The organism is Nocardia sp. Tas62D01, from assembly GCF_055232035.1.
Genome location: NZ_JBUYUZ010000001.1, coordinates 8,775,269 through 8,796,486 on the forward strand (window position 1 = coordinate 8,775,269; position 21,218 = coordinate 8,796,486).

Below are 21,218 nucleotides of genomic sequence, written 5' to 3' on the forward strand. Positions count from 1 at the left end.
GGGATCGCCATCAGCTGGCCGCGCGGCGCTGCGCGATGAGGGCGGCGGTGACCGCGCTCGCGCGGTCCGGAGTGTGCCCGGCGGCGTTCAATGTGGCGCTGTCGGCGGCCAGACGGCGACGATGGTCGTCGCGGCGCACCAGCTGCGCGAGGTAGGCCGAGCGGTCCAGGCCTTCCTCTTCGGCGCGGCGCGCAAGAATCTCCAAGGTCTCCTCGTCGAATGAGACGCTCGTTTTCCGTCCAGCCATACCGCCGAGCGTACCGCCGACGGCGGTAGGTGGCCGCGAAACCGCGCAGCGAAAGAAGGTGCAACGCCCTGCGCTGACACCGCCGTACAACCGCTAAACGGGGCGTCGCTCGTCGTCCCGGCGCACGATCGAGGATGTTGATGCCAAAATATCTTACTGCCGCCGGGAAACTGACTTCCGCTGGCCAGAATCTCGCCGCCGAGCTCTACGACCCTGCGGTCGGGATGATCACCAACTTGCTGAAAAACGGTGATGCCGGCGCCCAAGCCCGGTACGGATATATCCCGCCCTGGGTGCTTGACCGCGCCCAGATCGATCGCGACCTCCGCGAGGACATCGCGGTTGGAACCTTCTGCGCTGCCCTCGAACCGTTTCTGCGCCAGCTCGACCGAGGCGGCTACGACGCAGCGCGCGGCGCGTCGGTCACGACCTACTTCCTCGGCGCATGCCGCAACCGGCTGGGTGACGTGATCAATGCGCACGGCCCGCATCTGGCCAAGGAACGCTTGGAGGACACCAACGCCCTTCTGGACTACCTGCGCACCGACAACCGCTTCCACTCCAATCTCGACTACGACCGGCTCGAGGATGTCGATCTGGCGCAGCGCGTCCTACTCAAAGCTCCGCATGACCTGCGTGACGCCCTGCTGCTCCACATCGCTGAGGGCATCACCCTCACCGAGGCCGCCGTGCGGGTGGGATCGAAGCCGGCCACGATCCGCTCGAAGCTGATGCGCCAGAGGAAAAAACTTGCTCGGCTGCACTTCGCGCGCAGGATCGTCGTCCCCGAGAACACCTCCCTCGGTGACTGGGTCCGGGAGATCGAAGCCCAGTGAGTAACCCGTCGCGACTGACGGCCGGACCGTACCCTGCTGCCCAAAAGCTCTGCTACCTGCGACTTTTCGATTGCAACATCGAATTTTTCCACCCGTAGCGTCCTGATCGATCACCCCGGACAGGACCCACCGGCTACCTGTTCGGTCCCTCACAACCGAACGGAACATCATGAACACCCCCCAATCCGCGCTGCTGCGGGCTCTGGTCCTCCTGATCATCGTCTTGGCCGGGCTCTTGGTGGCGGCCGGCGCCGTCGGCCTGGCCCGGTACGAAGGCGCTCCCTGGCCACGGGCTTTCAAGCAGGGCGCGGCCGGATTCGGCGCAGCGTGCACCCTGATGATCGCCGTGTACGCCACTTTCGTCCTTCTCCCGGAGTGACCGTCCCGATGGGCGTGGCTCCGGGTGGTAGCCGTACCCAGCCGCCCGAAAAGGAGCTGAAGTATGTCGGTACCTGCTGCGATGCTGACCGCACCAGAGGGGTGTTGAGAATTGATCGATTCTCGACACTGTGACACCGCCGCCGGTACGAGCGGCAGGGTGCTGGGAATTGATCGTTTTCGATGCTCAGTTCCGCTAACCACCTCTCTTGGCTGCGGGCCCCGGCAAAATGGCGGCATGTCGGAACCCAACGGCCAGTTGACGATCCATACCACCGGTAGCCCGGATGAGCTGCTACAGCTGTTGGAGTGGTTTCGTCGCGACGACGCGCTGCGGGGACGGGTGAGCTTGCCGCCGTCGCGGATTCGCGACGGACAGATGGGTGACCTCTACGACGTGCTGATAGTGGCTGTCGGCGCAGGAGGACTCGCACCCGCACTGACCCGTTCACTGACCGCATGGCTGACCCATCGCCGCTCCGACGTCACCATCACGCTCACGCGCAGCGACGGTACCGCGGTCACGCTCAATGGCAACCGGGTCAAGTCGCCCGAGGTGTTGCACGAGCTCCGCAACTTGCTCGACGAGCCGGACACTCCTCAGCGATGACACAGCCACCCGAATACAGCGGTTCTCGAGCGGTGCTGATTGGCGTCGCCAACTATGCCCATCCCGAGATTCCGGAAATCCCCGCGGCGACAGCCAACGTCTCAGACCTCGCGCAGGTGCTCACCGCCCCCGGGGGCGGTGCATTCGCCTCCGAGGACTGCGCCGCCCTTATAGACCCTCATCACAGCACTCAGATCGGCGAGGCGATCGGTCGTGCGGCACGTGAAGCGACCGATGTCCTGCTGGTGTACTACACCGGACACGGCATGCTCGATCGACGCGGACGGCTTCACCTGGCCCTGACCGGCAGCGACCCCGACCACGTCGGGTGGACTTCGGTGCCGTTCACGATGCTGCGCGAGGAGATCCTGGAAAGCCCGGCCCGCGCTCGAATCCTGATCCTGGACTGCTGCTTCTCCGGACGCGCGTTCGAAGCGATGAGCGACGGACCTGGCCTCGTCGCCGGACAGGTCGACATCCACGGCACGTACACCGTCGCCTCCTCCACTGCGAACGAAACCTCCTTCGCACCCGCAGGCCACCGCAACACCGCCTTCACCGCCGCGCTGCTGACCGCGGCCGAGACGGCCGGGCTGACCCTCGAGGAGCTCTACCGCCGGACCGATCAACTCCTTATGCGCAACGGACACCCCAAACCACAGCGCCGAAGCATCGACATCGCCGGCGACCTCCGCTTGTTCGGCCGCGCCGACGACGAACCGCGATACCGGCGCGCCGCCGACAACGGCCACACCGGCGCGATGAACAACCTCGGGAGGCTGCTGCACGAACGAGGTGAGCTCGACGAAGCCGAAACCTGGTACCGCCGCGGCGCCGACAACGGCCACACCGACGCGATGAACAACCACGAGATCGAAATACAGCAGCAGGAACTGCGGCACGAGCACGCCGCCGCCATGCGGGCCATCGTCAAAGCAGCTGGCGGAGTATCCGAGGCCGACCTGCTCGGCCTGGACCCCAAGACCGTCCGCCTGCGCGAGCGTGCCGAGGGCTACGTCATGGTCATCTACCGGGGCAGCAACACCGACAACGTGGACGCGGACGGCCGGGTGTTCGGTGAAACCGGCCAGGGAGAGGACAGCAAGGCTCAGTTCGACGCCGACCGCATGTGGTTCAACATCGCCCGCAGCCGGCGGGAGACCCTGCGCGGCGTCCTCTACGTGGGCGACGGACAGTTAGCCCGCGTACGTGAAATCGTGGACGGCGAGTGGGTGAAGGACAGGGACGGCGGACCCAAAGTCGCCATCCCAGTGGGGCCGCCGTTAACACCGGCCGAAGTCGCGCAGAAGTTCCCCACGTTGCCGTTCACCATCGGCAGCCCTATGCCGATGGTTCGCGGCAAGATCCGTGAGTACATAGCCCTGTAGGAATTCCCGAACGCGGGACCACGGCCACCGGCTCACCCTCGCTACATGAGGGGGAGGTACTCAGGGGATGGCTGGATCCGGAGCGCTATGCGGGTCATAGCAGCATGAGGAGGAAGAGGATCACCATCGCTGGCGGTACCAGCCATAGCCATCGCACATCCAGTGGTTGGGCCATCTTGAACTGACCCGTGCGCTCCAGTTCGCGCAGGTGCCGAATCGTGCGCACCTGGCCGGGCGTGATCGGCTGGGGTTCCGGACGCGGGCACGGGCAGTACGGAACGTAGTGCCACCCCATCGAGCAGCGCGAGCAGATATACCGGTACTCAGTCACCGCTGCCTCCCCCCTTTCCGTCGGGGTACTGGCGTCCGCGTGTTGCGCGCGCCGGTCTCGGTGTGTGGAAAGCGTAGCTGCGATGTCCTTTGCTGCACCTGTTTGCGCCGACCGATGGGGGGTGTGGCGACCTGACAACGGTCAGGCGGCGATCTCGAAGAGGGTCAGCTCACGCGCTGCCGCCGCGCGCTGTTCGGCGCGTTCGCGAATCGCGCAGGTTGGGCCGATGCCTTGGGCGACGGACTCCGCCGAGACAAGCCAGCCGTGGCAGCGGCGGCAATGCGCGACAAGTCTCAGCGCGGGCTGGTCGTCGTCGTCGGCCATGTCTTTCTCCTCCGGCCGGGGGCGGCACATATGGCAGAAGCCTGACATGAGGGACCGACACCATCGCCTGACTAACGAAAGACGCGTCAGTGGTGGCAGAGCAAAGCTCGCGCGGCAGCACCGTCAAGGTGACCGGAGCGCCAACCGCAGCGCACACGTACACGTCGTGCCGCCGCTTCCTGTACCCGACCGCGACGCCCTGCCCTACCCCACCCTCTTCTTGACCGTATTTGGTTTTCCGTCCTGCCCCCAACCCTGGTTTCAAGACCACCCTCGATCCAAAGGGACGCGGATTGAGGGTGGTCTAGAAATCGGGAGCCTGCGGACGAAACGGTTGGGGGCAGGACGGAAAACCCCTGCTCCTGTCCGGTTTCCGACCCGCGACTAGCCCCGCGACTACCCGGGCTGGGCACCATCGAGTGCAGAGCGCGAGCACGGGCCCGGTGGTCCTGTCGACGAGGTTGAAGACATATTGCGCGCACTCGACCCCGACCGACAGGGGCTGGCCCAGCGTTCAGCGGAGACGGTGTCACAGCGTGATCACGATCTTGCCGTGGACGTGGCGTCCGGCTTGCAGTGTCACGGCATCGCGGATCTGCTCGATCGGGAAGGTCGCGGCGATCAGCACGGTGATCGTGCCGGCGAGGACCGCGCCGCTGATCCGCGCCATGGCGTCCGCGCCCGCGTCGATACCGCCAGTGGCGCGCACGCCCCCCGGAGGATTGGGACCCGCGGCTACCGTGGAGATCCGCTCGGGCGGCACACCGAGCGCGAGCGCAGTCTCGGCCGTTTCGATGCCGAACAGGTCGGTTGCCGCGGTTACGCCGTCGGGAGCCAGGGTCCGTACCCGGTCTGCCAGTCCGGGGCCGTAAGCCACGGGCTCGGCGCCGAACTGGCGCAGGAACTCGGACGTGCTCTCCGCAGCGGTCCCGATCACTCTGGCGCCGACGAGCTTCGCGAACTGTACGGCGAACACACCGACGCCGCCCGCAGCGCCGCCGACCAGGACGGTATCGCCAGACCGCAGGTCGATCGCCGCCAACGCGGCGGCGGCGGTCATGCCGGCCACCGGAAGCGTGGCCGCCACCTCGTCGCTGATGCCCTCCGGCGTATGCCAGAGCGCCTCTGTCGCCTCGGTGAGCGTCTTGACCACCACGAAATCGGCAGCGGCCCGACCCAGCGCGCCGCCGTAGACACGGTCGCCCACAACAAAACCCGTGGCGCTGGTGCCGACCTCGTCGACGACCCCGGCGAAGTCGTAACCGAAGCCGGATGGCACGGTCATCCCGAACTGCGCCGCCGCCTCGGGCCGCGCGGCGATACCCCAGTCCATGGGATTCAGACCGGCGGCCGTTACGCGGACGCGGACCTCGCCCGGCCCGGCATGCGGTTCCGGAACCTCCCGCAACTCCAGTACCTCAGGACCTCCGAACGTTTCGTAGATGACAGCGCGGCTCATGAGTACCTCCAACGATATGACGGGACTTGGTCCCATCACCGTACACGAGCGACGGGACCAAGTCCCGTATTCTGTTCCCATGGTCCGCTGGCAACCCCACGCATCCGAACGACTCGTAGCCGCTGCCCTCGAGCTGTTCGAAGAACAGGGCTACGACAACACAACGGTGATCGAGATCGCGGAGCGCGCCGGGCTCACAAAGAGCACCTTCTTCCGTCATTTCCCGGACAAGCGGGAGGTGCTCTTCGGTGGGGGCACAATGACCGGACTACTGGTCGACGGAATCAACGCGGCGCCGGCCGGGGCCGGTCCGCTCGAAGCGGTGGCGCATGCCCTGGAGGTGATCGGGAGGGAAGCCTTCACGCCCGATCGCCGCGACTTCGGCGCCCGGAGGTCGGCGGTGATCGCCGCCAATCCGGAACTGCGAGAACGCGAGGCGTTGAAGGGACTTGGACTCACCGCGGCGATGATCGACGCGCTCGAGCGCCGCGGCGTTCCCGACCTGACCGCGCGGGTAGCCGCCGAACTGGGCGCGCTCGCCTGGAAGCTCGCCTATGAGCGCTGGAGCGACACGACCAACGGCGACAACTTCGGTGAACTCGCGCGGCGAGCACTCACCGAAGTGCAGGCTGCCAGCGCCTTGTGCTGACGGCAGACAAGCTCAACCGCACCTCGGAAGCGTCGCAACACCCAGTCCTCGCGGTGAGCTGCTCCACAGAGCGCAGCAAGTACCCCGGACAACTGCTGCTGAGATTCCGCCGCGACTTTCGAGACCGTACAGCACCGCTAAAGCCGGGCCTCGCCGTCAGCACACGGTGTAATCGGCAATACCGCTGTCCTGTGACAGTGAATCTTGCTCTGTGACAGTGAATCTTGCTCGTGTTGCCGATTCTGTCACTATGGTTTGCTCGTCTTGATGGTTTCGGGCGGGATGGTGGCCGGTGGCAGATGCTGCTGTCGAGTGGGCGGAGATTCCTGCAGGGCAGCCACTCACGCGAGATCGAGCAAGATCCAATGGCGAAATCAACCAGGTCCACGGTCCCACCGCAGCTTTGACCAGGTCCCCTTCGCCACTCAAGATTCCTCACCGCAGGTCAGGCACCCACTCCAAGGACGATTCACTGGCAGCGGACAACCGCGCATTGCCAAAACGCAGGAAGCCTTGCTCGGCCAGCGATCAGAGGCCGCAGCCGTTACAGCGTTGCGTGCCCCTGATCGCCCGGTCGAACGCGCGCCACGCGGCATGACAGGACATTCCCAGCGGCCAGGCCATCGGAAAGCCCTCAGCCGTGAGCTTCGTTCCGTCACAGAGCTGATGGTGCAACGTTCAGCCGACGCGGCTGGCGTACTCCTCGCGATTGGCGTGCACCTCGTCCATATGCGCCTCAGCCCACTCCTTGATGCCGCGCATCACGTGGTGGAGTGAGACACCGAGGTCGGTCAGCTCGTAAGTGACCGTGACTGGCACGGTCGCCGTCACGGTGCGGGTGAGTAGGCCGTCACGCTCGAGGGAGCGCAGCGTCTGGGTGAGCATCTTCTGGCTGACCCCGGCCAACCGGCGCGACAACTCGGAGTAGCGCATCGCCTGCGGCTCATCGATACAGTCGTCCCCGGGGTGGTGCGGGCCGTCGCTGCCGAGTGCGGCCAGGATCAGTGCGACCCACTTGTCGGAGATCCGGTCGAGTAGCTGGCGGCTGGGGCAGCTCGCCAGGAACGCGTCGTAGTCCACCCGCTCCTGTGCCCGCTTTTGGGCTGCCGTCAGCGTTGGCATCGACCGCTCCTTCCTACTGATGGGTGACTAACGCACTTCGAAGTGCGTACTTCCCGTTGGAGAGTTACCCATCCATAGTGATGTGGTCAACCGTCGAACACAAGCCGCGAGGAGCGCAGCTATGAGCATGTCCACCTTCCGTACCGCCGTCGTCCGCATCCCAGGCGGACCCGGCTCGATCGAGATCGTCGAGGTTCCAGTCGTCGAGCCCGGGCCCGGCGAGGTCCGGGTTGAGATCGCCGCCGCGCCGGTCAACCCCGTCGACATCGGGGTGGCGGGCGGCTTCTTTCATGATTTGGGGCTGATCAACCAGCCCGAACACACTGGCCTGGGCTGGGACTTCGCGGGCACCGTTCTCGCCACCGGACCCGGTGTGGACCTGGCCGTCGGCACCCGGGTCGCCGGCCTGGTGGATGGCTTCGACCGCGACTTCGGCACCTACGCCGAGCAGCTCGTCGTGGCGGCCGACGACCTCGCCGTCGTGCCCGACGGGCTAGATCTGGTCGCGGCGTCGACAGTGCCGCTCAACGGGCTGGCTGCGGCCCAGATCGTCGACCTGCTAGGCGACGCGCCCACCGACGGCAACCGGCTGCTGGTGACCGGGGCGGCCGGCGCGGTCGGGGCCTATGTCGCCTCGCTCGCGCCCGACCGCGGCTGGCAGGTGACGGGCCTGGCCAGACCTGCAGACGAGGAGTTCGTCCGCAGCCTCGGCGCCGGCTTCACCACGCACGCCGAGCCGGGCTGGGACGCGGTCGCCGACGGTGCGGCACTGCAAGAGCGGGGCCTCGCCTCGGTCCGCGACGGCGGCGCCTTCGTCGGCGTCCGGCCGAACGCCGTGCCGGCCACGGAGCGCGGGATCACCGTAAACGCCGTGGTAACGCAACCCGACGGCCCTCGGTTGGGCGACCTGCTCGCCCGCACTGCATCCGGCCAACTGCCAGCCCGAGTGCACGCGGTCGTGCCGCTGGACCAGGTCGCCGACGCCCACCGGGCCGTGGCCAAGGGCGGGGTGCGTGGCCACTACGTGCTCAAGCCCTGACCAACTCGTCCACCTGAGCGCTCGCGCTCTTCACCCGCGCCAGACCTGGGCACTAGCTCCTACCCCGAAGGCACCTCCCACACGATCCTGAAATCGTTGTCGGACAAGCGGTTAGCAAGGCAGGCAAGCGGGCGACCGAACGCGCGGGTCGCGGCATTGGCGGATGACCTAAGGGCTGCGGCTGCGGTCTCTCCGAGGTGCCCTGGCATAACCAACTCAGCGCATGCGCTGGTAGCGAAGGTAGACGACGCGGGAGCTCAAGACTCGCGATTCGGTCAGCCGCAGGTCGAGGGGTTGGGCGAGTGGCGGAAAGTACGGGGTGCCGTTGCCGAGGATGATCGGGTTGACGAACTGGCGGTATTCGTCGATCAGGTCCTCGGCGATGGCGGCCGCGGCCAGGCCCGCCCCGCCGAGGGACACCACGCCCTCACCCGGCTGGCGGCGCAGCCGGCCGACCTCGGTGGCGAGGTCGTCGGTGGCCAGGCGCGCGTTGCCTGCCACCGAATTCAGCGTGCGGGAGAACACCACCTTCGGGATAGGCCGCCAGATCCGGGCGAACTCCAGCTCTGCCTCCCCGAACATGGTCTGCTCGGCGGTCTCCTACACCAGCATGTCCTGATACAGGCTGCGCCCGCACAGGTACGCGGCGATGTGGCGGGTCTGCTCGATGTGGAAGCGCATCTGCCCTGCGTCAGGGGCGGTCCAGCTGATGTCGCCATCCGGTCCTGCGATGAAACCGTCCAGCGATACGCTCATCGAGTAGATCACGGGCAGCATCAGGTCCTCCTCGGCGACTGGACGGGGCGTTCGAGTTAGGTCGAGGGCATCGTTGAGGCCTTCGGTCATATAGTGGCGCAGCGCATCGCGATCCGCCACGTTGCCGTATCGGACCAGATGCGCGGGACCGCAAGCGCGCTCATCGGCATTTCAGTGCGTTGCTCGACCTCGCATTCCAACGGCACCTGCCAGCCCGGGCGGCTATAAGTCCTGCTGAAGAGCACTTCGAACATCGCTGAACGCGACTCCGAACATCGACACCGGGGTCCGGTACGTGCTGTGTCGATGGCCGTGCACTCCCCCGGACCCTGCCGGAGGTAACCAGCAGGGCCCAGGCGCTCGTCTGCGAGAGGTCAGAGGTCGAGGTCGCTCAGTCCCGGGTGGTCATCGGGACGGCGTCCCAACGGCCAGTGGAACTTGCGCTCGGACTCCTTGATCGGGAGGTCGTTGATGCAGGCGTAGCGCCGACGCATCAGTCCGTTGTCGTCGAACTCCCAGTTCTCATTGCCGTAGGAGCGGAACCAGTTGCCGGAGTCGTCATGCGACTCGTAGGCGAAGCGCACGGCGATGCGGTTGCCGTCGAAGGCCCACAGCTCCTTGATGAGCCGGTAGTCCAGTTCCCGCATCCATTTGCGGGTGAGGAAGGCAACGATCTCCTCGCGGCCATTGGCGAACTCGGCGCGGTTCCGCCAGCGGGAGTCCATAGAGTAGGCCAAGGCGACCTTCTCAGGGTCCCGGGAGTTCCAGCCGTCTTCGGCCAGACGCACCTTCTCGAGGGCCGACTCCCGGGTGAACGGAGGGAACGGGGGACGCGATTCGCCGGTCATCTCGGCTCCTTGGGTTGTGTTGCTACGCAGATAGATGTGGGTGTTGAGCTGACCGTTGCCAAGCTCGGCTCACCATTCACATCGTTGCTCAGATGGTTTGGCGGTAGCCGAAGAATTCGTGGTCTGGGTTGTATCCGCCGTAACCGCCGCCGATGTCGGAGAAATCGGCGGCGAACTCGATGCCTTGGATCCATTTGACCTGTTTGAAGCCGAGTTGGGTTTCGTTGCGCAGTCGCAACGGTGCGCCGTGGCCGAACGACAGTGGTTTCCCGTTCATGTCGTAGGCCAGCATGCACAGGTGATGGCTCATCTGCTCGATGGGGTGCGCGTCGTAGTAGAGGCCTTTGTCCGGGCCGTCGCCGAGGGAGTAGAAGACCACCCATTTCGCGGCGGGTTGCGGTGTGACCAGGTCGAGGATGGTTTGCATCGACACTCCGCCCCACTTGGCGACGCCGGACCAGCCCTGGATGCAGAAGTGCTGGGTGATCTGCTCGTGGTAGGGCAGTGCCCGCAGCGCGGCCAGATCGAGCTCGACGGGGTGTTCGACCAGCCCGTGGATCGAGAGCCGATAGTCGGCGAAGTTGGTCTCGAACAACGCGGTGTACTCCGGCGAGTCCGGGTATTGCCCGTTGTGCCAGAAGTACGGGGAGATGTCGCGGTCGGTGTAGTGACCAGGGGTCGCGTCGAGATTTTCGAACAGCCGCTGGGCCGGACCGATCAGCGCGAACCCGACACGCTGCACCACCCGCGGATGAGCCAGCGTGAACGGGGTGGCCGCGACCCAACAGACGATCGCCACGACCATCGCCGCCGTGAAGATCGCGAATCCTACCCAGTCATCGGCGTCGCGAGCGGCGAAGATGTGGTTGAGGTTGCGCAATACCCCGGTGGTGAAAACCAGGGTGACGTGGATGAGGATGAACACCAGGAACCACACCAGCACCAGAAAATGCAGCGACCGCGCGAGCTGGATACTGAACACCCTGCTGATCGGTTTGAACCACGTCGACAACGCTGGTGACATACCCAGCCCGGAGATCAGCGCAGCCGGGGCGGCGAGGAACACGGTGACGAAATAGGCGATCAGCTGCAGGCCGTTGTAGGCCACCCATCCGTGTTCGGTGGGCCAGTCCAGCGACAGGTACTGGATCAGCACCGACACCGCGTTGGGCAACACCTCCCAACTGGTCGGCACCAGATGCCGCCACTGGCCGGTCGCGAAGAGCAGGACGTAGAAGACCGCGCCGTTGAGCAACCACACAACGTCGATGCCCAGATGCCACCAGCGGGCCAACCCGATGGAGTGCCGAATTCCCGGCAGCCCGGCCTGGGCGGGCAGACTGATCGAGTCTTGCTTCGCCGTCCACAACGGATCGGCCGGAACCGCCTTCTGGATGCGGAACCAATCCCGGCCCGGAGTGCTGTGCCGAGTCCAATACAGCCTGGGATGATCGGCGAGGATCTGGATCCCGGACCGGATGATGAAGATCATCAGGAACAGATTGAAGAAATGCTGCACCCCCACCCAGGCAGGAAGGCCCGCGTCGTGCACGGCGCCCGCCGATATCACGGTGCCGGGATGCTGCCCGATGAACCGCTGCACCGGCCCGGTCCCGCGCAGCCCTTTCGCGATGGCCACCGCGACGACCAGGACGGCGAACCCGATGGGCAGCAGCCACAGCAGATTGAACCACCTGGTGCGCCCGACCCGCAACCGCGGCGCTATGCCACGCGCCTCCGGCACCGACCCCGCCCAGGTAGTCGGATCGACCACATCCTCCCCCGTGGTCAGCTGTGACCGGAAGTGTCTCACCACTTCCGGCGAGACCGCCGAACTGGGCACTTCGTCCGGCGTGGGTGTGTCAGCGCCGTCAGCCATATTCCACACCTCCCGATCCTGCGGCCGATGTGACTTCATACCCCCCGGCGATAGCGGTAGCCTATCACCGAGATGATCTCCACCACTCGCGACGTCGAACGGGGTTTGCATGCAACGATGGGCGCGTGACCATCAGCGCGCTGGCTTGCGAGGTTCGCGCGACGATTGTGCATATGCCGCCGGGCGCCGTCGCGACCTACGGCGACATTGCTCGGTAAAACCACTGGTAGAAGCCGCATAGGACCTGTAGTCAGACCACTTGGTACGGCGCCCCGCCTGGTTTCCGTGCCGTGCCGGATCAGGTTCCACACCAGCGGCCCAGTCGGATCGCACGCTTCGAGGCTTGAACAATCAGCTATTCGCCACCTTCGTGCGTGTCCTGCAGGGCGTCCTCGGCGTCCTGGAACGATCCGAGCATCCGGTAGCAGTGCACCTGCAGCTCCGCACGGTACGGCTGGGTCAATGCTCGAAAAGCGTCGCCGTCCCCGGCCCGCGCCTTCGACATCAGGTCCCTGGCCACCATCCTCGTGTCACCTTCTTCCGCACCTCATGGCACTTCCCTCGAGTATGGACACCGGCCGACCGGCGAACTGGGCGGCCGACACGCGCCCAGTTCGCCTGATGCCGCGGTGTCTACATCAGCGGCAGTCCGACCACACGAACATAGGAGCACCACCATGGGAACGATCGTCATCTTCGAGAACGTCTCGCTCGACGGAGTCACTCAGGACCCGACCGGCGAGGAGGGCTTCAACCGCGACGACTGGCGCGCCGGGCTCGCCCCGACCGACCGAGAAAAATGGGACAAGCTCATACTCGACGACGCGCTGAGCGCCCAGGCCCTGCTGCTGGGCCGACGCAGCTACGAGTTCTTCGCCGCACGCTACCCACACCGCACTGGCGAGATGGCGGACAGGATGAACAGCCTGCCCAAATACGTCGTCTCCGCCACCCTCGCAGATCCCGGCTGGAACAACTCGACGGTACTCGACGGTGACATCGTGGACGAGGTTTCGACGCTGAAGCACACGGTCCACGGCGAAATCCGCGTCTACGCCAGCTCCCAGCTGGTGCACACGCTGATCGAGCACGACCTCGTCGACGAGCTGCGGTTGGCGATTTTCCCGCTCCTGATGGGCGCAGGCAACCGCCTCTCCGACCAGACCGGCAACCCCAAACCCCTGCGCCCCAAACCCCTGCGCCTTGTCGACACCCGCACCGTCGGTGACAGCCTCACCTACCTCACCTACCAATGTACACCAAGGACTCGGCCGAATAACTCGGGACCGGTGGGGATGCACCCCGTCGGCGGACGCATCCCCACCGGGCGTCCGTGCAATGTTGGGGGTGCCGTCCGGCCCGAAGCAAGCTCGACGTCCAGCCAGCAGACACCACCCAGTGTGCGCTGGTAATCGACATCCGGTATTCGGCATTATGGGATGTTCGAGGAGCAGGCACGATCGGCTCGTTCTGGTTGTTGCGCAGGATCGCGCCGGCGATGCGCCGCTGAGATCCGCTGTCGCTGCTCATCGTCGAACCCGGGACCACCACTGCGGCTTTTCGCCCCCCAGCGAGATCACAGTTCTGGTGCTGCGTTCCCCCGGCCGCTGAATTCCGGCAAGTTCCCGGCATACCCGGCACCGAATCCGAAGCAACCACTGGCCGTTGGCTTTACGTGCTACCGTGCGGGCGTCCCACGGGGCAGTTCACTGAATTTTTCTGCAATACAGGCTCGATACGATCACCGCGAACGACGATGTCGCGCCGAAGTTCGAGGTAGTGCTCAACAGTTTTCCTCGAGTGCGGTGAGGGTGTCTTCGAGGTGGTCGAGTACCCGGTGCATGTCGGGCAGGGTCCGGCGGCAGCCGGTCAACCCGACATCGAGGTTGTCGGCGTTGCTGGTGACGGTGATATTCACCGCCAGCCCGTCCATCGGAATCGACATCGGATAGATGCCATCCAGACGCGCATCGTTCCAGTACAGGGGTTCTCGCGCACCGGGCACATTGGAGATGACAATGTTGAACGGCGGACTGGCCCACGACAGCAGCCCCGGCACAAGCGTCAGAGCCAGCGGGCTCAGCAGCAACGCCGAAAGCGCAATCGCCTGTCGGTCCGACAGGGCACGGTAGAGGTCTTTGCCGTGGCGCATCGACTCCCCGATCACCTGCAGCCGTTGGATCGGATCAGCAACATCAGTGGCAAGACTGCACAACACCGCACCGAGGTGGTTACCGCCCGCATCGCAGTCGTCGCCGGCCTGGCGCAGCGAGACCGGAACCATCGCGATCAACGGCTTGTCGGGCAGCGCATTTCGTTCGGACAAATAGCCTCGCAGCGCACCGGCAGACATGGCCAGCACAACGTCGTTGACCGTCGAGCCGGTCGCTTTCTGCACATACCGCACACGCTCGAGCGGCCAGGACCGGCCAACACAACGCCGCGCTCCCCCGATGGGCACGTTGAACAAGGTGCGCGGCGCCTGCAACGGCAGCATCAACCGCTGCTCGCGCAACGCAGCGCCCGCGACCCGCAACGCCGCGAGCCCGGAACCCGCCACCGACAACAGGTTTCCCCCAGCATCGCCCGGCACCGATCGCCTCGGCGAGGCCGCCTGGGTAGGTGTGCGCGGCAGGTTCCATGGCGCACGCACCTCGGTCGAGGTCGGGTCAGCAGTCAAGGTGCGCTGCAGCAACCGCCACGCCGACACACCGTCGATCAGCGCGTGATGCATCTTCGTATACAGCGCAAAACGCCCGTCTGCCAACCCTTCCACCAGATGCGCCTCCCACAACGGGCGGTGTCGATCGAGCAACCCACCATGCAAACCCGACGCCAGCTCGAACAACTGATCCCAGCGGCCGGGAGCCGGCAACGCCCACCGGCGCACGTGATAGTCGAGCTCGACATCGGTATCCAGCTCCCACGCCGGCGCCGCCACACCCAGCAGCCGCGCCGGACGCTTCCGGAACATCTGATGCAAGCCCTTGTCCGCCAACAACTTCTCATAGGTCGTGCGAGGGAAATCCGGCCCCCCATCCTCGGGAGGCTCGAACAACAGAACCGACCCCACATGCATCGGATGCTCACGCGACTCCGCGAACAGGAACAAAGCATCGACCGGCGAAACGAACGTCATGGCAAGGCCGTCCTTCACGACAATGGTGAAACGTTGGCTAGAGGAAACGATCAACCACATCGACTGCTGGGCGTGCGCCGCTCGAGACCCTGCGCTGCGCCTCCCGAAGGTACCTGACAGGCGGTTTCCGTTCGATATGAACTGTTGTCACGCCAGCTGCGTGCCCGGCTGGTCGGCTATCGAGGCAACGATTCGGGCGGCCCGGCCCGCCCCTGACGCGGCGGTCCTCAGGGTGTTGAGGGATCGTCGGTCGCCCTTGCCAGCCACTCCATCACACGCCGCGAGAGCACGAACCAAAAGCTTCCTATCAGGGGTGTCGTTGGAAAGCCCACACAGACAGACACAGAGGCCCGATCGGGGGAGTGATCTCTCATCACCAGTCGCCTTCGTGGCGCTGTCACGCAGCTGACAGATAGGGGTCGAGCGGACTTTCGCCTGGATCAGCAAGCACCGACGCTGCGTCCGCGACTACGAAACCACCCCAGCCAACCACGAAGCCATGATCTACATTGCGATGATCATGACCATGTCACGACGGCTCACCCGCCCATAGCCCGAGTTCCCGGACGCTCACTTACAGCCGATTCAGCCGGTTCGTCGTCTTCGTCCATGGCACGCTGCAGCAGCTTCCACCCAGCCTCTACATCGCCTCCGCCCGCCCGGTCAGCGTAATAGTCGCCCAAGGCATCCAGCGCCCGCGAGATGGTCATCTTCCGGGATTCGCTCATGGTGTCGGCCCTCCCGGCTCGCTGGCGACATCGTCAGCCAGCGGGGACAGTGCAGCGGCAGCGTCGGACGCCTCGCGCAGCTTGTCGGCGGGCAGTTTCGCCAGGGTTGCGCGTGCTTTTGCTATGTCGCCGCGCATCATCCATCCGAACGCACCCTGTGCTGTGAGCGTCGCGCCGGCGGCGCGGCCCGCGTCGCTGAAGCTCCGCAGCGCATTGCCCAGGCGCTGGCCGGGCGTGAGTTCTTCGCTCATGGTGTCGCGCCGTCGAGGAGTGGGTTGGTTCCAGGTCTGCGGCATCCGACCAGGACCGCGCAGTTCCCCAGCGACCCGATGCCCATCCTCGAACTCGATCGACACGTGGGTGGGTTTGCCGAGTGCTTCCTCCACCTTCACGTGCTTCAGGTCGATGCCCGACCGGAGGACTCCAGCTTTGCGCAGGATGGCGACCATCCGCTGAGCCTCGTCCCCCGAGATGCCCGATGCGGTGGACACGGCTGCCGCCGCGCGGTCGTCGATCTCTTCGTTGGTCGTCACGCCTTCAATCCTCCTCCGCAGTCGGTGCCCATTGCGGGAGGTAGTCGGGGTGGCGATTCCAGACCGAGGCCAGGACGTACAGATCCGATCCCAGGTTAGGAATGTCGCAGTATCCGGGTCCGTAGCCGCCGCCCTGAGGGTGCGGGAGCAGGGCAGGCACAACCTGGGTGGGCCGGTCTACGAGGGCGCCCAGGGCCACCAGCAACGCCGACGCTCATCGCCTCCGGCACGATCACCTCGACATCGGCCGGCGGCTCAGGCGGTTCGCTCATCCGCTACGCCTTTCACCGGTCGACGAGAAGGACACACCACCCGGAGTGGCCCCTCTCACCGACACGTGATCGACCGTCATGCAAATCGGCAGCTGGCGTTCCTACCTCTGGCGTACCTGTTGACGAATCTGATGCAGCTGCATTTCCCACTGCCCGGCCCGGTCCTGGGCGCGAGTGGCCTGATCCTCGGACTGCTGGGCCAACTGGCTGGCCTGGTCGGCCTGGTCGGCCGCCGATTGAGCCCGTTGGTTGGACTGGTTGGCCTCGCTTTGTGCCTGCTGGGCCTGGTTTTGTGCCCGGTCGGCCTCGCCCTGGGCTTGCTGGGCCTGGTTCTGGGCTTGGACGGCCTGTTGGCGGGCCTGCTGGGCCTGCTGGTTGGCCTGGCTGGCGTCGTTCTGCGCCACCTGCGACTGGTGGTGAACCTGACGCGCCTGCTGTTGCACCTGCCGGGCCAGACTCTGCGCCTGCTGAGCGTACTGACGAGCGCTCTGCGCTTCCTGCCGCGCCTCATCGACACCAAGCCGCAGCGTCTCGAGGTCACGGATGTCCTGGGCGCCGTCGCGCTTCACATCGGTGGCTGTGTCCTGTGCCATGTGAGTTTCCCTCCAAAAAGTGGTTGATTGGGACGTACTCGCTTGACCGATCTCATTTCCTCCGGAACGTAGCAACTTTGACGCAAATAGTTGGAAACGTGCGCGAAACACACCGAACTCATCCTCAGGTACCCCGAATGCTCCGTCGGGCCGCGGCGATTATCGCGTCGGCAGAGCGCATTCAAGCTGACGCCGTCCGGCGGCGTGGCGATCCGCTGATGCAGCCGCCGCAGCGGTTCTTGGCCCCAGCGAGCACGGGCCTTGCACAACGCCGGTGAGGTCGGCACCTGCCAGTCGTTGTCCCTCGAGTGCAGAAACTGAAGCCCGTCAACGAGTTTGCGCATCACCTCCTCGTAGGCGTCGTCGGGATCCTGAAGGTGGCCCGAGCCGCAAAGTAAGCGGCAGCGCACTCCGGCGTTGGGTAAGGATCGTGTCGGGAAGTAGAAACGACCGGTGCTGATCGGGTTCGCGGTGGTTGAGGTGATTTCGGGCGGACTGAACCTACCGCTCGTTCGGCCGGTAAGAACCATGTCACCAGCCGCAGACACGCGTTTTCTTCGCCCCGATCAGGCGAGGTCGCCACGGTCCAGCTGCGCGAGTACGCGCCGCACCGTGTCGATGTCGGTGCCGATGAGGACAGCGAGTTCCTCGGCCGATTCGGGGACCGCTCCGCGCTCCTGCTCGATCTGCGAAATCTGGTGTAGAACCAGGGCTTCGCGGGTCTCGCACGCGAGCCGTTCGAGGGCGGGCAGCATCCGCGCGTACAGGGCTGCGTTGTCGCTGCCGGGGTCGTGTACGTTGTGTTCCAGGCGTGCTACTTCGGCCAGTTCCGCAGTGGTGGCGGCCAGTTTCGTGGTCAGCTCGTCGTTGTCGTCGCGCTGCACGGTTCCAGGCTGGTCCTGGCGCTCAGCGCTGTCCAGCCTCGACGCAGGGGTCTTGGCGAGTCAGGACGTTGGCGGGTGGTCCGGGCAGATCAGGCCGTGGCCGAGCTCGCTGCGCCAGCCGCGGGCGGTGAGCCAGGCCAGTACCGGGGCGGGTGGGCTGTCGAATTCGATAATCTACGGCGAGGTCGCCGACGAGCAGCAGGCCGGAGTCGTCGCACAGCGCGCATTCCACAGCGGCGATCTGTTGACGGGGCTGGCATTTCTCGCAGTGCTGGGCCTGGATCGGCTGGCCGGGGCGGAGTGGACCGGCGACGGCCCCGCGTTCGCAGGCTCCCAGGGCACGTCCCGCGGAGCCGCCGCTTCAAGCAATACCGGCGGCAGCTCCACCTTCGTCGCGCATAGTCATGCGTGACGACTCATGCCGGGGGCGAAACCCTCATCCGATGATTGATTCCTGTCGGACGCTTCAGCTCCCGCTCCTAGGTTCCAGCTTCTTCGGCAGGGGCCTCAGCCGGCGCCTCTGCCTCCTATGTAGTTGTAGCTGCAGGCTGTTCGCCCTCCGTCGGGCCAGTCTCCTCAGCCGCGGGGGCCTCGGCCGGCGCCGCTTCCTCCTCGGCCGCAGGCTGTTCGCCCTCCGTCGGGCCAGTCTCCTCAGCCGCAGGGGCCTCGGCCGGCGCCGCTTCCTCCTCGGCCGCAGGCTGTTCGCCCTCCGTCGGGCCAGTCTCCTCAGCCGCAGGGGCCTCGGCCGGCGCCGCTTCCTCCTCGGCCGCAGGCTGTTCGCCCTCCGTCGGGCCAGTCTCCTCAGCCGCAGGAGGCTCTTGCTCGATGTCGCTCATGTGTTCACCTCCTTTCTTCGGCCACCGCAGGCCCAGTCCCGTCACAGGACTGGGCCTTCGGCGTTTCGACCAGTGCCCGAACTCGCTCTGGACCCCGGCCTCAACGACGAGACTGCCACTCGGCTCCGGTATGTCAAGCGCCGGCGAACCCAGTCGCGGGTGGTGATCTGCCCGGTTGCTGCCGAACGTGGGCCGCATGTGCCAGAGGCGCCTGCCCGGGCACGGTGACATGGTAGGTGCGGAGTTTTCGGCCTGCGCCTTCGAATCGCTGCCTGGTTGCGGCTTGGGCAGGTGGAGGCGGGATAGCGTGCGCTCATGGGACCGCAGGAGGCCGCCTACCGGCTGCTGGAGAACGTCCTGGCGCGCTACGGGACGATCGAGGAGTTCGTCATCGCCTTGTCAGTCGACCCGCTGGCCGACACCGTCGAACTACCGGCTGTGCCTGCCTGGAATTTCCCGCGAGCGCGGCGCGGGTTCCGCAGACCGGTGCGGCGGTGCGGCTAGTCTGACGAGGTGGTCAAGGTGGGTGATCAGGTCAAGACCACCGCCGAGGGCGTGTCGATCTTCGTGGTCACCGCCATCGACGGCGACAGTGCCTGGCTTCAACCCGTCCACGACGTTCGCAGCCGGTATGCCTTCCACATGCCCGTGGCACGACTCGTGCCCGTCGACGAGCCACGCGGTCAGTGACCCGGCCTCGAGCGCGTCGGGCACCCACACACCCAGACCCCGGCCACCACGCAGGCCCGCAACCGTCGACCCCGAACGGCGGCCCGCCGGTGTAGTTCCGGCCGATCAGCGGCGTGGCGGCCCGCGCCCCCGAGGGGGCAGCGGCCGGGCCCGACCCGTGCCGGCAATCTCATCGACGGTGCGGGTGTGCTTGTCGGCTCCCTCGACGTCATGCACGGTGCCTCGATACTTGAGTCGAGGAGCGCGTCATAGCCGCTTCGGCCCCGGCCCTGCACCGGGGCCGAAAGTGCTGCCGGTACCGCCTCTAGAGAACCTGTAGCGACGCGAAACGCAGTGGCCCGTCGAAGACGCCTCCGACCCCAGGAGCACCCGGACACGGGTTCTGGGCTGCCGCGGCGATACCTGTGGGGCGGGTTCGGGCCGCGGGCGCGGGCAGCCGTGCTCGACGAGTTCCCGCAGCGCCGTGGTGACCGCGTCGGAATCCTCGGTGCCCGCCGGCCACGATCGACTCGATCGCGAAGTCCTCGCCCCTGCGGGCCGCCAGGAACGCGAGCACACCCAACGACAGACGCGAGTCACGCACAGCCACGGAACTGATAGCGACGGCTCGCTCGTCCATACCGGTACCTTCCGTCGGGATCGTTTCCTCCCGCGACATGATCTGCCCCCGCCGGGCGCGAAACCAACCCGCTACAGGCCATTCACCCCCCGGGCTCGGTGGTGCCCACCGGGCGCGGGTGCCCATACCCAATCGTCGGTGCCGTCGTCGAACCGTACCCAGTGCGCGGCAGCTTCCCGTCTTGCTGGTGATTCGGACAGTTCCCACGCTTCGATCTGGTCGCGGGAGTACCAATGGCCGGTCCATTCCTGGCCGGATTCGAGGGCGGTGTAGAACTCGTCGTCGTCGGGCAGCTGCGGGGCGTGGGCGTAGACGACACCGGGCTGGCCGCCATGGAAGCGGCGGGCGCGCTCGACCGCGCGGGCAGCACATTCGGCGTTGTAGGCGCGTTGGGTGATCAGCCACTCCTCGCTGGTGCGCCGGTCCGGATGGCCGGTGTGGTCGAGGGGATAGTGCATCTGGTACTCCAGCCGCGCCAGTTGTTCGCTGGCGTGCTCGAGTAGCCAGGCGATCCACGCCGGGATCAGTGGTTGCGCAGCGAGCGCCCGAGCGGCGAACCCGCTGCGCGCGGTCGGGCTGTCCGGATCGCGCCGCGCCGCCGCCGCCACATCCTCACCCCGGGCCTGCGACGTCCTCGACCGGTTGTTGGTGGTCGTGTCCTGTGCCGCCATAACCGAGCTCCCTTCCAGAAAAGAGGTGTTGGAATTTCTACTGGGACGAACTCGCGGGACCGGTCCCATACTTTCACCGACACCACCCGCCTACAGCAACTTTGACGCAACCGTCAGGAATTCTGCTGAAACACGCCGAAACCCGGCCGGGCAACACCATCAACTACACGGCCAGCCCCGAACGAGCAACCACCAGGTAAAACAGACCGGACGGTGTATCGTGGGCGGGTCGCCGGGTTTCCTCTCATCCGGCGACTGGTTCGAGGATCTTGTGCGACTCCTCCGCGCCGCCCAGGACGGCCCGCACGACGCCTGGGCGGTGGCGGGTCCGGGCCCCCACCCGCACAGACCTGCTCGCCGCCGCACCAGCTGCGTAGCCGTCGACAC

At 66.1% G+C, this 21,218-nt stretch carries 27 protein-coding genes; 10 read left to right on the forward strand and 17 right to left on the reverse strand.

The features are described 5' to 3' along the window. Window positions 1–10: 10 nt before the first annotated feature. A complete protein-coding gene (locus ACV7NQ_RS42650) occupies window positions 11–247 on the reverse strand; it encodes a hypothetical protein (protein WP_463364681.1) in 237 nt (78 codons plus the stop codon). Window positions 248–387: 140 nt separating this feature from the next. Here ACV7NQ_RS42650 and ACV7NQ_RS42655 point away from each other — a divergent pair, with 140 nt between their 5' ends. From ACV7NQ_RS42655 to ACV7NQ_RS42670, 4 genes are all read left to right on the forward strand, one after another. Next, complete coding sequence (locus ACV7NQ_RS42655; protein WP_463364682.1) at window positions 388–1,083, forward strand: RNA polymerase sigma factor; 696 nt, start codon at window positions 388–390, stop codon at window positions 1,081–1,083. A gap of 169 nt (window positions 1,084–1,252) precedes the next feature. Further along, window positions 1,253–1,462, forward strand: coding sequence for a hypothetical protein (locus ACV7NQ_RS42660; RefSeq protein ID WP_463364683.1), 210 nt, complete (start codon window positions 1,253–1,255; stop codon window positions 1,460–1,462). Between the two features lie 237 nt (window positions 1,463–1,699). After that, on the forward strand, window positions 1,700–2,071 hold the full coding sequence (locus tag ACV7NQ_RS42665) for an effector-associated constant component EACC1 (RefSeq protein WP_463364684.1): 372 nt from the start codon (window positions 1,700–1,702) through the stop codon (window positions 2,069–2,071). After that, window positions 2,068–3,459 carry a caspase, EACC1-associated type gene (locus ACV7NQ_RS42670; protein WP_463364685.1) on the forward strand — a complete coding sequence of 464 codons (1,392 nt, stop codon included), beginning with the start codon at window positions 2,068–2,070 and terminating at the stop codon, window positions 3,457–3,459. Before ACV7NQ_RS42665 ends, ACV7NQ_RS42670 begins: the two co-directional genes overlap by 4 nt. A 94-nt stretch (window positions 3,460–3,553) precedes the next feature. Here the strand turns inward: ACV7NQ_RS42670 and ACV7NQ_RS42675 are convergent, their stop codons facing one another. The 3 genes from ACV7NQ_RS42675 to ACV7NQ_RS42685 all read right to left on the reverse strand — a co-directional run bounded on the left by ACV7NQ_RS42675 (window position 3,554) and on the right by ACV7NQ_RS42685 (window position 5,573). Beyond that, the gene (locus ACV7NQ_RS42675) at window positions 3,554–3,790 is read right to left on the reverse strand and encodes a hypothetical protein (RefSeq protein ID WP_463364686.1); all 237 of its coding nucleotides are present in this window, start codon (window positions 3,788–3,790) and stop codon (window positions 3,554–3,556) included. Between the two features lie 141 nt (window positions 3,791–3,931). Beyond that, a complete protein-coding gene (locus tag ACV7NQ_RS42680; protein WP_463364687.1) occupies window positions 3,932–4,114 on the reverse strand; it encodes a DUF6011 domain-containing protein in 183 nt (60 codons plus the stop codon). 529 nt (window positions 4,115–4,643) lie between these two features. Next, a complete protein-coding gene (locus ACV7NQ_RS42685; protein ID WP_463364688.1) occupies window positions 4,644–5,573 on the reverse strand; it encodes an NADP-dependent oxidoreductase in 930 nt (309 codons plus the stop codon). A gap of 79 nt (window positions 5,574–5,652) precedes the next feature. Here ACV7NQ_RS42685 and ACV7NQ_RS42690 point away from each other — a divergent pair, with 79 nt between their 5' ends. After that, window positions 5,653–6,222 (forward strand): TetR/AcrR family transcriptional regulator, encoded by a 570-nt coding sequence (locus tag ACV7NQ_RS42690; RefSeq protein ID WP_463366026.1) that lies wholly within the window; start codon window positions 5,653–5,655, stop codon window positions 6,220–6,222. A gap of 678 nt (window positions 6,223–6,900) precedes the next feature. Here ACV7NQ_RS42690 and ACV7NQ_RS42695 read toward each other — a convergent pair. After that, the gene (locus ACV7NQ_RS42695) at window positions 6,901–7,344 is read right to left on the reverse strand and encodes a winged helix-turn-helix transcriptional regulator (RefSeq protein ID WP_463364689.1); all 444 of its coding nucleotides are present in this window, start codon (window positions 7,342–7,344) and stop codon (window positions 6,901–6,903) included. Between the two features lie 121 nt (window positions 7,345–7,465). On the opposite strand from ACV7NQ_RS42695, the gene ACV7NQ_RS42700 reads away from it, so the two are divergent. Then, window positions 7,466–8,383 (forward strand): NADP-dependent oxidoreductase, encoded by a 918-nt coding sequence (locus ACV7NQ_RS42700; RefSeq protein WP_463364690.1) that lies wholly within the window; start codon window positions 7,466–7,468, stop codon window positions 8,381–8,383. Between the two features lie 216 nt (window positions 8,384–8,599). On the opposite strand, the gene ACV7NQ_RS42705 is transcribed toward ACV7NQ_RS42700, so the two are convergent. The 5 genes from ACV7NQ_RS42705 to ACV7NQ_RS42725 all read right to left on the reverse strand — a co-directional run bounded on the left by ACV7NQ_RS42705 (window position 8,600) and on the right by ACV7NQ_RS42725 (window position 12,389). Beyond that, window positions 8,600–8,965, reverse strand: coding sequence for a dihydrofolate reductase family protein (locus ACV7NQ_RS42705; RefSeq protein ID WP_463364691.1), 366 nt, complete (start codon window positions 8,963–8,965; stop codon window positions 8,600–8,602). An 18-nt stretch (window positions 8,966–8,983) separates the two neighbouring features. After that, window positions 8,984–9,259 (reverse strand): dihydrofolate reductase family protein, encoded by a 276-nt coding sequence (locus ACV7NQ_RS42710; RefSeq protein WP_463364692.1) that lies wholly within the window; start codon window positions 9,257–9,259, stop codon window positions 8,984–8,986. 254 nt (window positions 9,260–9,513) lie between these two features. Continuing rightward, window positions 9,514–9,987, reverse strand: coding sequence for a nuclear transport factor 2 family protein (locus ACV7NQ_RS42715; RefSeq protein WP_463364693.1), 474 nt, complete (start codon window positions 9,985–9,987; stop codon window positions 9,514–9,516). An 88-nt stretch (window positions 9,988–10,075) separates the two neighbouring features. Further along, complete coding sequence (locus ACV7NQ_RS42720; RefSeq protein WP_463364694.1) at window positions 10,076–11,866, reverse strand: molybdopterin-dependent oxidoreductase; 1,791 nt, start codon at window positions 11,864–11,866, stop codon at window positions 10,076–10,078. Window positions 11,867–12,221: 355 nt separating this feature from the next. Then, the gene (locus ACV7NQ_RS42725; RefSeq protein WP_463364695.1) at window positions 12,222–12,389 is read right to left on the reverse strand and encodes a hypothetical protein; all 168 of its coding nucleotides are present in this window, start codon (window positions 12,387–12,389) and stop codon (window positions 12,222–12,224) included. Window positions 12,390–12,543: 154 nt separating this feature from the next. Here ACV7NQ_RS42725 and ACV7NQ_RS42730 point away from each other — a divergent pair, with 154 nt between their 5' ends. After that, complete coding sequence (locus ACV7NQ_RS42730) at window positions 12,544–13,278, forward strand: dihydrofolate reductase family protein (protein WP_463364696.1); 735 nt, start codon at window positions 12,544–12,546, stop codon at window positions 13,276–13,278. Between the two features lie 371 nt (window positions 13,279–13,649). Here the strand turns inward: ACV7NQ_RS42730 and ACV7NQ_RS42735 are convergent, their stop codons facing one another. The 5 genes from ACV7NQ_RS42735 to ACV7NQ_RS42755 form a co-directional block, all read right to left on the reverse strand. After that, the gene (locus tag ACV7NQ_RS42735; RefSeq protein WP_463364697.1) at window positions 13,650–15,005 is read right to left on the reverse strand and encodes a WS/DGAT/MGAT family O-acyltransferase; all 1,356 of its coding nucleotides are present in this window, start codon (window positions 15,003–15,005) and stop codon (window positions 13,650–13,652) included. A 724-nt stretch (window positions 15,006–15,729) separates the two neighbouring features. Then, a complete protein-coding gene (locus ACV7NQ_RS42740) occupies window positions 15,730–16,266 on the reverse strand; it encodes a hypothetical protein (protein WP_463364698.1) in 537 nt (178 codons plus the stop codon). A gap of 373 nt (window positions 16,267–16,639) precedes the next feature. After that, on the reverse strand, window positions 16,640–17,131 hold the full coding sequence (locus ACV7NQ_RS42745) for a hypothetical protein (RefSeq protein WP_463364699.1): 492 nt from the start codon (window positions 17,129–17,131) through the stop codon (window positions 16,640–16,642). Continuing rightward, on the reverse strand, window positions 17,104–17,661 hold the full coding sequence (locus ACV7NQ_RS42750) for a transposase domain-containing protein (protein WP_463364700.1): 558 nt from the start codon (window positions 17,659–17,661) through the stop codon (window positions 17,104–17,106). Before ACV7NQ_RS42750 ends, ACV7NQ_RS42745 begins: the two co-directional genes overlap by 28 nt. 36 nt (window positions 17,662–17,697) lie before the next feature. Beyond that, window positions 17,698–18,015: a hypothetical protein gene (locus ACV7NQ_RS42755; protein WP_463364701.1), complete on the reverse strand. Its 318-nt coding sequence runs from the start codon at window positions 18,013–18,015 to the stop codon at window positions 17,698–17,700. Between the two features lie 52 nt (window positions 18,016–18,067). Between ACV7NQ_RS42755 and ACV7NQ_RS42760 the strand changes: the two genes are divergently transcribed. The 3 genes from ACV7NQ_RS42760 to ACV7NQ_RS42770 all read left to right on the forward strand — a co-directional run bounded on the left by ACV7NQ_RS42760 (window position 18,068) and on the right by ACV7NQ_RS42770 (window position 19,541). After that, window positions 18,068–18,427 (forward strand): hypothetical protein, encoded by a 360-nt coding sequence (locus tag ACV7NQ_RS42760; protein WP_463364702.1) that lies wholly within the window; start codon window positions 18,068–18,070, stop codon window positions 18,425–18,427. Window positions 18,428–19,166: 739 nt separating this feature from the next. Further along, entirely contained in the window at window positions 19,167–19,355 is a 189-nt protein-coding gene (locus tag ACV7NQ_RS42765) for a hypothetical protein (RefSeq protein ID WP_463364703.1), read from the forward strand. An 18-nt stretch (window positions 19,356–19,373) separates the two neighbouring features. Next, a complete protein-coding gene (locus tag ACV7NQ_RS42770; RefSeq protein ID WP_463364704.1) occupies window positions 19,374–19,541 on the forward strand; it encodes a hypothetical protein in 168 nt (55 codons plus the stop codon). A gap of 304 nt (window positions 19,542–19,845) precedes the next feature. Here the strand turns inward: ACV7NQ_RS42770 and ACV7NQ_RS42775 are convergent, their stop codons facing one another. Both ACV7NQ_RS42775 and ACV7NQ_RS42780 read right to left on the reverse strand, forming a co-directional pair. Continuing rightward, window positions 19,846–20,160: a hypothetical protein gene (locus ACV7NQ_RS42775; protein ID WP_463364705.1), complete on the reverse strand. Its 315-nt coding sequence runs from the start codon at window positions 20,158–20,160 to the stop codon at window positions 19,846–19,848. A 71-nt stretch (window positions 20,161–20,231) separates the two neighbouring features. Further along, a complete protein-coding gene (locus ACV7NQ_RS42780) occupies window positions 20,232–20,831 on the reverse strand; it encodes a hypothetical protein (protein WP_463364706.1) in 600 nt (199 codons plus the stop codon). Window positions 20,832–21,218 lie beyond the last annotated feature (387 nt).